Origin of the sequence: Actinospica acidithermotolerans, from assembly GCF_018139625.1 — a bacterium.
GTDB classification, from domain to species: Bacteria; Actinomycetota; Actinomycetes; order Streptomycetales; family Catenulisporaceae; genus Actinospica; species Actinospica acidithermotolerans.
Genome location: NZ_JAGSOH010000079.1, coordinates 23,125 through 34,236 on the forward strand (window position 1 = coordinate 23,125; position 11,112 = coordinate 34,236).

Below are 11,112 nucleotides of genomic sequence, written 5' to 3' on the forward strand. Positions count from 1 at the left end.
AATGCTGTTTCTCAGGCGGCTTCGGTGCACTTGTCAAGGAATTCGTCCAACGCGGAGTCCCTCACTCGCAACTGCCCGTTCGGCAGTTTCAGGCATTGCGGCGCCCTACCGATGGTGCGCCACCGGTAGAACGTGGCTTTCGACAGCGGGCGGCCGTGGTCGTCGCGAAGGATCGCGCAGACCTCGGAGATAGTGAGCAGCCGTTCTTTGCCCATGGTGATCCCTCCTGCCCCGGGGCTCGGTGGTGACGCGGTTCTAGAAGTGTGCGGATTCAACCGTCCGAAGCGTCCCAACCGTCCGAAGCGGCTCCTGACGTGGGGTGTTGTTCGGACGGTTGGGGTGGACGGACCGTCCGAAGGGGTGGTGTCAACCGTCCGAAGGGGTGGCATCGGACGGTTGACTCCGGGCTTCGGACGGTTGAGGGTTCGCAACCGTCCGATCGTCAGCGCTGTTCAGCGGTGCCTTCGGACGGTTGGGACGCTTCGGACGGTTGCGCCCGGGTACCTTCTGCTGACAGGGCGATGAGCCGGGTGTGGTTCTGGTCGGGGCTTCGGGTGAAGGCGATCTGTACGCCGTTCTTGCGCAGGGCGGGGGCGACTCTCCGCAGGTGTCCGGAGACGCCTCGGGCGGTGCGTGGCCAGGATTTGAGTTGTCCGTCGGGGGCGGGCAGGTGTTCGAGTAGTACGCCGGCGGTGCCAGTCCAGTCACGCTTCTCGTGGACGAAGGTGCGGACCGCGTCGGCGAACGGGTCGTATTCGATGACTGCTTCGGTGATCTCTCGGGCGAGGGCGGTGAAGTCGGCGAAGGTGGTCCATTGGCGTCGGGTGTCGATGGCGGCGAGGATTTTCGCGAAGTCGGCGAGCCGGGGCAGTTCGGCGACGGCGACGCCCGGCAGTTCGGCGAGCACTTCGGCGGCGAGGTCGAGGACGGCGCCGAGTACGGCCGGGGCGGCTTTGTCGAACGCATCCTTGAGTTCGTCGTCGGTGCGCCGGTTCTCCGGGGGGATCGGGTCGAGTTCGACCATGAGCAGCCGTTCGGCGAGGTCTCCGCGCAGTGCGCCGGCGTCGATGGAGGTCATGCCGATCACGCGGCGGAAGTTCAGGACGGATACGTCGTCGTCGGTGTACAGGGCGCGTTCGACGATGCCGTCTCCGGTCACGGCCTTGCACAGGGTGTCGGAGAACCAGGGTTGGATCGTGGAGAGGTTGTCGAGCATCACGGTCCAGGACGCGGCGGCCTGCACGGTCCAGGTGCGCGCGTCCTTCGGCCCGCCGCGCAGCGGGGCCGGTGACGGGTCGATGAGCATCACCATCATGCGGCCAGTGGTGGACTTTGCGGTGCCCTGCTCTCCGGTCAGCGACAGAATCGGATGGGGGATGTCCGGGAACAGGGCGGCCACCAACCAGGCGACCAGCAGCCGGAATCCGGGCTCGGAGACGTTGAGCAGCGCTTGAAGCTGGTCGAGTCCGCTCGGGCCGTTCTTCGGCTCCCTGGTGGGGGTGGGCAGGGGCGAGGTCAGGCGGGTGCGGCGGAACAGGACAGGCGACTCGTCCACGATCTCCCACCCGTCCGGGCCGATGACCACGGCGCGCCCGTCCGGGGTGCCGAGGTCGAGCACCAGGGCGCCGTCGTGGCGCGCGACCCTTAGGGCGACTGGCTCCGGGTCGGTGTCCACGGCCTGTCCCTCCAGCACGGTCAGGGCGTCGGCGATGGCGGAGGCGCCGGCGGCGGACTGGTGCTCGTCGAAGAACGCCCGCGCGAGCCGGGTGCGCAGCCCGTTCTCCCCGCGCAGGGTCAGGGCCAGGCGCGGCCCCTCCAGCGGAACGGCGTAGCACTTGCCGTCGGTGCCCAGCACGGTGCGGAACGAGCGGCGGGCGAGTGCGACCAGTTTGGTCGCCTGGCTCGGTTTGCCGTCGCCGTAGTCGCCCTCTGTGTCCTCGCGCTCGGCGTCGAGGTGCTTGAGCCGTTCCTCGGCGCCGCTTGTGCGCAGGAACTCGGCGGCCAGCTCCTCCGGGCTGAGTGCGTCGTCGAGCTCGTCAGGCTCGGGGGTGTGGTTGCCGGGTTCGGGCGTCGCGGTCATCGGGGTGCTGCTCCTTTCTGCAGCCCGTCCTCGAATGAGCGGCGGGCGGTTGCTTCGGACTTCGCGACGTCGCCGCTGAGATTGCCGACGGCGAAGTCGAGGGTGTCTCGGGCGAGGTCTTCGGGGACGGTGCCGCGGGCGGCGTGGGTGCCGAGGTTGAAGGCGACCTTGTTTAAGGTGTCGTTGCGGGTGCCGGGCTTCGCGGCGAGGATCGTGGCGAGCTCCTCGCGCAGCACCTTCGCCGCGTACGCGCCCGGCTGGCGCGGGCCGCCCGCGGGGCGGTTCGGCGGTCGCGTCGGTGCGACAGGGCGCTGCTTCGGCGCGGTCAGCAGCCGGGCAAGCCAACCGGGCAACGGCTCGGCGTAGGGCTCGCCGAAGGCGCGGTAGGGCTTGCCGTCCACGATCGATCCGGGGCCGACGACGTAGCCGCCCGCGCCGCGGGTGTCGATCAGCCAGCCGAGTCGCCCGGCGGTGTTGCGCAGCGCCGGGCCGTCGGGCTGGCGGAAGTACAGGTGCATCCCGCCCCGCCCGGTCACCACGTGGAAGTCGCCCCACGGGAACGGGGCGGCGTACCGCTCGGCGAGCATCACCAGCACGTCCGCGCCCTCGTTCACGCCGGGGACGTTGAACGGGGCCGAGGGCGGCGGGGTTTCCGGTTTCGGGGTGTCGCAGTCCACGACCAGCAGCCCAGAGGGGCCGCAGGCAACGCCGATGTTGTACGGGCCACCCGACCAGCAGCGGCGGATCCGGGTCGGGTCGGTGGTTGCGCGCTGCTCCCACTCGCCGTATAGCGCGGGGACCTTGGTGCCGGGCTTGAGCGGGAAGACGTGCATACCCCGCTCAGCGAGCATCAGGGCGCTGGTAAGCAGCGTGGTCCGGTCCGCCGTGGCGGCGGTGGTGGTGACGGTCACGGGAGCCTCCAGAGGGTGTGAACAGGCTGTGGAAGCCGCGCCGCAGTCCGGCCCGGCGCGTGAGCCGGATCGGACCGCGGGCGGGAAGTTGGCGAGGGTGTCGGTGCGGACGCCTACGCTGAGAGGCATGTCGCATCCAGGAGATGGGTTGAACAACACCTGCCCGCGCAACTACAGCGAGGCAGTGCTTGTGCTTGAAGGTCGGCGCAGCGTGGTGGCGTGGTGGCCGGACACCGCCGTGTGCGAGAAGTGCCAGGCCGGGAAGACGGTCTCCGGCGGGTATGTCGGACCCGTCGTTGGGGACAAGGTGGTCTACCCGGACCCGGCGACCCGGTTCGTGTGCAGGACGTGCGCCAGGGCCATGGTTGGGCTGGGTGAGAACGAATTGACTGGCCACATGTGCCAGACCTGCCCGAACGACACGCTGCACGTAGACCGCGGGTACCATCCCCGCGGCGCGATGGAAGATCTCACTGACGACCAGCGCGTTCAGTGGGTGACGGATACTTACGACTACCCCGACCGCGGATGGAGCGTGATCGCCGTCAAGCCCGCGTACGGCCTTCCGGCCACGACGGGGACGGCGTGGGAGGTCTGGTTCCATGCGGCTCGGGAGGCATTTCGGTAGCCGGTCTGCACCACGCCCGTGCGCCCTTCCGGCGAGGGTGTCCGGCGTGGTGTCCGCCGCATCTCATCGGGGTCAGAGCTTGCCGAGAGCGCGAGCGATGGCGCCGACGAATTCGCGGATGTACGGGGCCGCCGAGGTGGAGGCGACGAAGAACCCGGCGAGGAACGCGACGGCGGCGTGCAGGATCTTGTGCGTGGCGTACTTGATGGTCACGAAGGTGGCGAGCAGGAACAGGGCGGCGGCGGACAGTGCGAAGGTCACGGTCGTTTCCTTCCGGGAGATTCAGGCGTGGGCGGGTGCGCCGTTGCGGCAGGAGAAGGGCGAGCAGCCGTCGGGCTCGTCGTCGAGCTGCTCGTCGGCGGCGTGGTCGAACAGGTTGGCCTGTCGGGCCTTCCATTCGCCGCGGGTCACCTCGTCGATGGGCGCCCGCTCGAGCGGCAAACGGGAACGGTGCAGGAACGCTTCGCCGCGCAGAGCGCTGCCGTTGGCGTTCGCGCGGGCGGATCCGGCGCGAATGGCGTGGTCGAACTCGATGACGTCGTGCCATTCGGGATTGTGGAACTCGGTGCAGTCGCAGTGCTCGGCGACCGGCTCGGACTCGCCGGGCAGCACGATCGGATCCCAGTGCCGGCAGGCGACCGGACCGACGAGCAGCCGCAGACCGTGCTCGTTGCGGTGGTGCCCACAGGCGCACAGGTCGCGCAGGCGCCGCCAGGCGATGTTGTTGTGGAACGGGCAGCCCTTGCACGCGCTCTTGGGTGTCTTCCCGAATCCGCGGCTGCGCAGGTAGCGCTGGCAGTCGGTTACGGTCCACCCGGTGTGCCCGTCGGCGGCGCCGGGCAGCTCGAGCAGTGGGAAGGTGTTGCGGGCATAGTTGACATCTGAGTCTTTCGCGCGTTCGAACTCGTCGCGGCTGATCCCGATCCACTGCTCGACGAACACCCCCGCGGGGACCGGCGTCGGGTGCTCGTAGCCGAGCAGCTCGCGCACCTTCCGCTTGATCGGGGTGACCTTGTATTCGTTGGTGCACTGGCGCCGGGCGATGCCCTCGGGCCGCTCGATCCGCGGCTTGCCCCACTGCGTGACGATCACGCCGGTGTTCTCGCAGCGCGGGCAAGCCTGCGGCTCGGCGGTGTACCCGTCATCCCGGTAGCCGGTCCACGAGCAGCCGCACGGGTGTGAGGCGAGCACGTCGCGCACCGTGCGCGGTGCCCCGAGGATGTGCAGCGGCATCGAAGCGAAGTGGTGTTCGGGGTTGAGTGCGTCTTCGCGGATGTTGCCCGCCGACACCCGGTAGATCGGGATGCCCGCGGGCTCGGCGACCTCCCGCTCAATGCGGTCGAGGTGCTCGTAGACTGCGTCCGGCTCCCAGCCGGTGTCGGCGAAGATGGCGGCATCGAGCGGGCCGATGCGCCCCTCGGCGGCGAGCAGGAGCAGGGTCGTGGACTGCCTGCCCGCACCCAGCGACAGGATCCTGAGGGTCGGTTCACTCATCGGGCTCATGGCCTTCCTCCGGGCTTGGGGCTGGCGGTATTGGCGCGGGCCTTCTTCCACTGGTTGATCACGTGCGGGCAGGGCTTGGCCCCGGCGTACTTGCCGCCCTTGCGCAGCCGGATCACGCCGGTTCCGTTGCACCGCTTGCACGGCTTTCCGGCACCGGGACGAGCGGCGGCGGTCTTCTTCGGCGCCGGGGGCTTGCTCGTGGTCTGCTTCGCGGCCAGCGCGGGGCCGATCAGGTTCGGGGCGGGGTTGGCGGCGAGGGTGCGGCGGCGTTCGATCTGCCGCTCGGCTCGGCGTGCGGCGGCGGCGTTGCGCCGCTTGCTCAGTGCTTTGAGGGTGCGGCGGGTGCGGCGGCGGATCGCGCGCGTCAGGTGCCGCTTGAGCGCGCGCGGTCCGGGCCGGTGGATCGTACGGACGGTCGCAGACATCGACTCTCCGATCGGGGTGTCACGGGGTGCGGGCAGGTGTGCCCTCACCCGGAAAACGCGGTGTTCCGAGGCTTCGGGCCGGGGGCGCGCCGAGCCCGTGACAGGCATGACATGCCTGATCACGGGCTCGGAGAGGCCATTACAGGGGCCGTGACAGCCGTAACGGCCCCCCGTGACGCGCGCGGCGCCGACACCCGGTCTCCCGACCCCCTCCCTGTGTAAAGGGGTTGTAAAGGGGGTGGGGTTTACAGCCGTTTCAGCCGTCCTGCTGCGGGCTCCAGCTCGCGGGCATCGCCGCTTCGAGGTCGGCGCGGCGGTACCCGGCGAGGTTCGCCTTGTCGGCCCCGGCACGCACTTGCTTGCTCGAGCGCACCACGCCCGCCGCCTCGAGCTTCGCCGCGAGGGTGTCCGCGGTCAGGTCGCCCCACGCGTCGTCGTCGAGTGTGGCAAGGCCGGTGAGCAGGTCGGTGGTGTGCATGGTCGGGGTGTGGCGCATCACCGTGAGGCAGTCGGTCAGGATCGCCGGGACGGTGACCTGCGGCGCGGCGAGGTCGGCGAGCTTGCCGGCGGCGTCTCCGGTGAGGGTTCCGGCGGCCTGCCGCAGCGCGCGGCCCTTCTCGCAGATCACGGAGAACGCGGGAAGATCGAGGTAGTCGGTGCGGACGGTGTCAAACTCCGCGGGGCCGGTGACCAGCACGCCGACGCCCATGTGCTCGGCTGAGAGCAGCGAGGCGTCGGCGCCGATGGCGGCCTTGCCCTTGCCGAGCACCATGTCGGAGCTGGCCTTGTCCACGCAGCGCACCGAGAAGCGGATGGAGATGATCTCCCGGAGTTTCGTCGGCACCGAGTCCGAGTCGGGGCGCTGCGAGGCGAGGTCGGTGATGAACCCGGCCGCCGGACCACGGCGCGCCAGACGGCACAGCATCTCCAACGCCAGGTCGTAATCGGCCTTGTCGAGGGCGGAGAAGTACTCCTGAAGCTCGTCGAGCGAGCATCCCCATGAACGCCTTGAGCGCGTCGGACTCGGCGCCGGTGACGTACCGGTGCGCGATCCGGCTCACGGCCTTCCAGTCCCGGCCGCCCTTGCCGTCGGCGCAGTAGATCCGCGCGTACGGGTCCAGGGCCGCCGCGGCTGCGGGGGCGGCCTGCTTCGGCGCGCTGGCGAACGCCGCGCGGGCTGTACGGACCGTCCGCGTCGGGACCTGCCGGGCGCCGAGCTCGGCCCGGACGGCGACGCGCCGCGCAGCGTGCTGAGCCGGAGTCAGGTCGAACTTGAGCGCCTGCGCCGAACCGGTGCAGCGGTGCCCGTCCGGCTTGTGCGTCTGGACCAGACCGCGCACCACTTCCACCCAGCGGTGGCACTCGGGGCACACCAGCCACGCCGAGCCGGTGGCGGGAAGGTCGAGGTCGAGAGCCGGAAGGGTGCTGATTGCAATCGCCGGACGGCCGTTGGTGCGGGAGGTAGAAGACATGACGGGGCCACTCCTTCGTACGTGAAGGGACGGGGAAGCCTGAAAGGAAAGGTGATGCAGAGCCCTGGTTCTCCGCTGCCGACGGACCGCAGAGCGGCCGTAGACGGTGGACAGCGAGAGCGCTGTCTGCCCGCAACGCAGTCGGGAGCTGGCGGCCAACGCCGTGCCATCCCGGGACCTGGTGCCTGCGCGGCCTCGCGACCTGCGCCGTCATCCGGAAACCCCCGACCAAGCGGGCTATGGAGTTCTCAACGAGCGTGTGCGCAACAACCGGGCGCCACAAGTCCCTGTTGTTGGTACAACTGGTGCTAACTCGAGATTGGAGCATCACGGCTTCGCTGTCAAGGGACTTGGCGGTATTGTTGGTACAACATCCTTTGGAGGTGGACGTGCCCATCGATCCGCACAGCTCACGCGCGCTGTACCGGCAGCTTGCCGACGAATTGCGGTCCAAGATCTACAGCGGGGAGCTCAAGCCTGGTGCGCAACTACCGACGGAGCGAGAGCTCATGGAGCAGTTCGATGCCTCGCGGAACACCGTGCGCCTCGCCCTGGGCCAACTCGCCAACGAGGGCTTGACTGTGAGCGGACGGGGCCGGGGGCATTTCGTGCGAGCAAGCGCCCCCTTGCTCTTCTTGGCCACGCGCTCCGAATCGCCGGACCGACGCGCCAACACGGCGAACGATGCTTGGACCACAGACGTAACCGCCCAGGGCAGAACCCCCGCTCAAACCATCGAAGTCTCCATCGTGCGCCCCCCACAGAACGTGGCGTCGCTCTTGGAGCTCGAGGAAGGCGAGACGACCGCCCTGCGCACGCGTCTCCGGACCGTGGACGGCGAAGCGAACTCGCTTTCAATGAGCTACTTTCCGATGTCGATCGTGGCGACGACAGAGATCGTCCAGCCCGATGACATAGTCCGAGGCGCCAACCGGGTGTTGGCCGAGATCGGGCACGACCAGGTGCGGTACTTGGACCAGATCACGGCGCGCATGCCGACGCCAGATGAGCGGGATGCACTCCGTATCGGCGCCGGCATCCCGGTCCACGAGCACGTTCGCGTTGGCTACGACGCTGACGACGTGCCGGTACGCGTCGCCGTGACGGTGCTACCCGCGGACAGGCACATCATCCAGTATGAGCTGGCCAATGCCCAATAGAGCGAACCTGACCCTCCGTATAGCCGAGCCCAGTGACCTGGACCAGACCGTTGCCATCATCCGCGAGGCGACGGAATGGCTCGAAAGGCAAGGCATCTTGTGGCTGCGCGAGTTCCCTGGCGCAACTCCTCAGAGAGTCGCCAACGGCACGGCCTGGCTGGCGTACCTCGACGGCACTGCTGAGCCGGTTGCCACCGTGGCATTGGAAACTACGGCAGACCCTGAGTTCTGGACGCCTCAGGAATCAAACGCGCTGTTCGTGCATGGCCTAGCTGTGCGACGGAGCGCCGGCGGACTCGGAGTCGGAGGCAAGCTCCTCGAATTCGCCAGCGACCAGGCCGCACGACGCGCGCTTCCGTGGATTCGTCTGGATTGCAACAAAGCCAACAAGCAACTTCAGGAGTACTACCTGCGGCAGGGCTTTACCTATCTCCGGACCGTGAATCTGCCTCACCGGAACTCGGGAGCACTCTTCCAGAAGTCTGCTGAACGGAGCGCCGCAATCATCGCGGATCCGCGCAGCGGATGTATTGCTGTAAATCTGGCCGAAGGAGACGACAACCAGTTGCCGAGCTAGCTACATCCCCGTCCCGTCCCGGCTGCGCGACCACCCGAGCCGAGCGGCCTTTAGGCAGTCGATAATGGCCAATGGTTAGGCCGCCCGAGGGTCCCCTAAGTGCCCAACTATCAGCCCTTGTCCCGGCCTCACGCTGTGTGCCCCTCGACGTCAGGCAAGGTCATCTCGTCCAATGGGTGGAATCGCGTGGGGTTCGCGATTTCTGACTTCCGACGCGGACCCCGCGCCACCGTGCCCTGAACAACTACCGCTCGACCTGCGCGATGCCATGTCCAGGCTTCCTCGTACGCGCTGATCGAAAGCCGCACATCGACCTCCGTCTGCCTGCCCCTGTAAACCGTGGAAACGGAGACAACCCCGTAGTCGTCGTTGTCACATCGAAACTGCACGATGGGACCGGAGAGCGTTCGAGGGATATTTCTTCGGTCGTGCTGAAGTTTGCGCGCAGTCAGATCGATAAGCTCGCTAGATTCCGAGGGAATGAGAATACTCTCTGGAATCCTTCCCGGAGGTTGGATTGCTGAGCCCCATTCGACTCTCGTCTCAACCTCCGCCACTGACCGTTGGCGCAATATGTTAGATAGCGCACTACAGAACTCCCGACTAACACCGCGATAAACAAGCTCATGGACCTGTGTCGTCGTCGGTTCGACAGCGGCAGCTACAACGACTTCGCTCAGCGCTTGGAGAGACTGAGCAAAGGTACGCACCACTCGCCGCTCAAATGGCTCCGGTGGCGTCTGATAGAAAGGCGGAGCATCTAAGTCGTCACCAAGCTGCGGCTGATGTACATCGGGATCCCCTGGCTCTGCGATTGGGACCATGACGGGAATGATGAAAGATCCGCGTTCAGTGTGGCCCATCAAGGTGTCACGAATGACGTCATCGCCAGCCTTCGCGTAGTTGCCAGCAATCTCCGCCCGCTCCCTCCGGGCCGTCGTCGCTGAAGCGCGGAGCATGTTCTTGGCGTCAGTGATGATGCGACTCGCATCATTGATGGGAATAGCGTCTACGATCTGCCCGTCATTCACCGCGCGAAAGTACGCGACATCATAGAGGCGGAATTTAATTGCGCGGAGCACTCTATCTTTCGGCCTGCACTCTACAGCCGCAATCCTCTTAAGTAGCCCTTCCGCTAGATCGTCCTCTAGCCCAAAAGGAACAGCTACCCTGTCTTCACCAAGGCCCCACATGCGCCCAACAGGGCCACTCCCTAGAATTGTCCATCCAGTGTTCCGGAAGTAGGCTTCAATTTCAGATGCCCCGGGAAGCGAAATGATATTTTGGTTCATATCGATACACCTGACCCTGAGCTGAGGTGACCCGAGATGACGTCATCTCTCCACAGGGTAAGTGTTTCAGCATGCAGTCGCTGGCTCTTGGGGACGGTGACGCTTCCAGATTCACTCGTTTGATTGACTCGCACCCAAAAAGCGGCCGCGGTCAGATGGGTTCCTGTATCGTGATGGCGAAGCCATGCAGCTTGCTCATCTGGATCTAGCATGACGATGACAAAATATACCGGCACGAGACACCTATTCCATTTCTCGCGCCATTCGGGTTTCGCTTCCCACGAAGCGGTTGTTCCGCCGTCTATCCGGAACTGACCCGTGCACTTCAGCTGGACCCGCACAGGTCCTTCTGCGAACCATATGGTGCCATCCACCGCCAGGACGTCTCCGTCTGGCTCCGTCTCATCAAAACCCACACCGGCCTGGCTGCATACTGCGCGCATATATGCCACCCCAAAGCGGCCTTTAGCGGCGGTCGCAGACAGCGTGGCTGTCTCGGTCCCCATGTGGTGCATCTTGGCAGAGGCCTGCCATACGCGAAAGGGCTGGTAGCCGAGCAAGTGCGCCGTTGCATGCGCCTGTGTACCAACGACGACGAGCGGTTCCAAAGTAACCGTTGATGCGTGCGAGACTCTTGCAGCGTTGTGTTGGCGCTCGTGAGACGTCAGCACGCCATTATGTCCGCACGGCCCATAGTCCCGCCGACGCTGCCAGTGCCAACCCATGCTGGGCCGATCCACCCCTCCAAGATCGTGTCACGCCTGTGTCAGGGCCGCTGATCGACGGTGCGATCTGATGCGCGCCAGTGATAGAAAGCAGTTGAGCCCCCGCTCTGCGTTTCCGCAGTTCGGAGGCTCATTCTTGCTGGTGTGGCAGATCCAGGATTCGAACCTGGGTAGCTTGCGCGACGGATTTACAGTCCGCTCCCATTGGCCGCTCGGGCAATCTGCCTGGGATGACCACCCCTTGCGGGGCGACCTCGGAAAGATTACCTCATGGCGGGGGGTGCTTCGCAACCGGCTTTGGGGTGGGGAGCACGGCGGAGGGTCTGGGCAGGTCAGGGG

The 11,112-nt window shown here is 66.6% G+C and carries 11 protein-coding genes and 1 tRNA gene; 3 read left to right on the forward strand and 9 right to left on the reverse strand.

Annotated elements, in window-relative coordinates; genetic code table 11:
* Positions 1-11: 11 nt before the first annotated feature.
* From KDK95_RS23275 to KDK95_RS23285, 3 genes are all read right to left on the reverse strand, one after another.
* The gene (locus KDK95_RS23275) at positions 12-215 is read right to left on the reverse strand and encodes a helix-turn-helix transcriptional regulator (RefSeq protein WP_212520387.1); all 204 of its coding nucleotides are present in this window, start codon (positions 213-215) and stop codon (positions 12-14) included.
* A 227-nt stretch (positions 216-442) separates the two neighbouring features.
* A complete protein-coding gene (locus KDK95_RS23280) occupies positions 443-2,080 on the reverse strand; it encodes an AICE element replication initiation protein (protein ID WP_212520388.1) in 1,638 nt (545 codons plus the stop codon).
* Positions 2,077-2,991, reverse strand: a complete 915-nt coding sequence (locus KDK95_RS23285; protein ID WP_212520389.1) for a bifunctional DNA primase/polymerase — start codon at positions 2,989-2,991, stop codon at positions 2,077-2,079. Before KDK95_RS23285 ends, KDK95_RS23280 begins: the two co-directional genes overlap by 4 nt.
* 127 nt (positions 2,992-3,118) lie before the next feature.
* Here KDK95_RS23285 and KDK95_RS23290 point away from each other — a divergent pair, with 127 nt between their 5' ends.
* The gene (locus tag KDK95_RS23290; RefSeq protein ID WP_212520390.1) at positions 3,119-3,619 is read left to right on the forward strand and encodes a hypothetical protein; all 501 of its coding nucleotides are present in this window, start codon (positions 3,119-3,121) and stop codon (positions 3,617-3,619) included.
* Between the two features lie 72 nt (positions 3,620-3,691).
* Here KDK95_RS23290 and KDK95_RS23295 read toward each other — a convergent pair whose 3' ends face one another.
* The 4 genes from KDK95_RS23295 to KDK95_RS23310 all read right to left on the reverse strand — a co-directional run bounded on the left by KDK95_RS23295 (position 3,692) and on the right by KDK95_RS23310 (position 6,472).
* A complete protein-coding gene (locus KDK95_RS23295; protein WP_212520391.1) occupies positions 3,692-3,880 on the reverse strand; it encodes a hypothetical protein in 189 nt (62 codons plus the stop codon).
* A 21-nt stretch (positions 3,881-3,901) separates the two neighbouring features.
* A complete protein-coding gene (locus tag KDK95_RS23300; protein WP_212520392.1) occupies positions 3,902-5,113 on the reverse strand; it encodes an adenine nucleotide alpha hydrolase family protein in 1,212 nt (403 codons plus the stop codon).
* Between the two features lie 5 nt (positions 5,114-5,118).
* Positions 5,119-5,547 (reverse strand): hypothetical protein, encoded by a 429-nt coding sequence (locus KDK95_RS23305; protein ID WP_212520393.1) that lies wholly within the window; start codon positions 5,545-5,547, stop codon positions 5,119-5,121.
* Positions 5,548-5,803: 256 nt separating this feature from the next.
* Complete coding sequence (locus tag KDK95_RS23310; protein WP_249161763.1) at positions 5,804-6,472, reverse strand: DUF3631 domain-containing protein; 669 nt, start codon at positions 6,470-6,472, stop codon at positions 5,804-5,806.
* A 930-nt stretch (positions 6,473-7,402) separates the two neighbouring features.
* Here KDK95_RS23310 and KDK95_RS23315 point away from each other — a divergent pair.
* Positions 7,403-8,179: a GntR family transcriptional regulator gene (locus tag KDK95_RS23315; protein WP_212520395.1), complete on the forward strand. Its 777-nt coding sequence runs from the start codon at positions 7,403-7,405 to the stop codon at positions 8,177-8,179.
* Positions 8,169-8,756: a GNAT family N-acetyltransferase gene (locus KDK95_RS23320; RefSeq protein ID WP_212520396.1), complete on the forward strand. Its 588-nt coding sequence runs from the start codon at positions 8,169-8,171 to the stop codon at positions 8,754-8,756. The genes KDK95_RS23315 and KDK95_RS23320 overlap by 11 nt, the downstream gene beginning before the upstream one ends.
* 1,288 nt (positions 8,757-10,044) lie before the next feature.
* Here KDK95_RS23320 and KDK95_RS38330 read toward each other — a convergent pair.
* Both KDK95_RS38330 and KDK95_RS23330 read right to left on the reverse strand, forming a co-directional pair.
* Complete coding sequence (locus tag KDK95_RS38330; RefSeq protein ID WP_372463373.1) at positions 10,045-10,773, reverse strand: DUF4365 domain-containing protein; 729 nt, start codon at positions 10,771-10,773, stop codon at positions 10,045-10,047.
* Positions 10,774-10,918: 145 nt separating this feature from the next.
* Positions 10,919-10,999 (reverse strand) — tRNA-Tyr (locus KDK95_RS23330).
* Between the last annotated feature and the right edge of the window lie 113 nt (positions 11,000-11,112).

Coding starts and splice junctions, on each gene's coding strand:
- KDK95_RS38330 (WP_372463373.1), bottom strand. CDS start 10,773: ATGGGTTGGCACTGGCAGCGTCGGCGGGACTATGGGCCGTGCGGACAT.
- KDK95_RS23305 (WP_212520393.1), bottom strand. CDS start 5,547: ATGTCTGCGACCGTCCGTACGATCCACCGGCCCGGACCGCGCGCGCTC.
- KDK95_RS23320 (WP_212520396.1), top strand. CDS start 8,169: ATGCCCAATAGAGCGAACCTGACCCTCCGTATAGCCGAGCCCAGTGAC.
- KDK95_RS23275 (WP_212520387.1), bottom strand. CDS start 215: ATGGGCAAAGAACGGCTGCTCACTATCTCCGAGGTCTGCGCGATCCTT.
- KDK95_RS23300 (WP_212520392.1), bottom strand. CDS start 5,113: ATGAGTGAACCGACCCTCAGGATCCTGTCGCTGGGTGCGGGCAGGCAG.
- KDK95_RS23280 (WP_212520388.1), bottom strand. CDS start 2,080: ATGACCGCGACGCCCGAACCCGGCAACCACACCCCCGAGCCTGACGAG.
- KDK95_RS23310 (WP_249161763.1), bottom strand. CDS start 6,472: ATGCTGTGCCGTCTGGCGCGCCGTGGTCCGGCGGCCGGGTTCATCACC.
- KDK95_RS23290 (WP_212520390.1), top strand. CDS start 3,119: ATGTCGCATCCAGGAGATGGGTTGAACAACACCTGCCCGCGCAACTAC.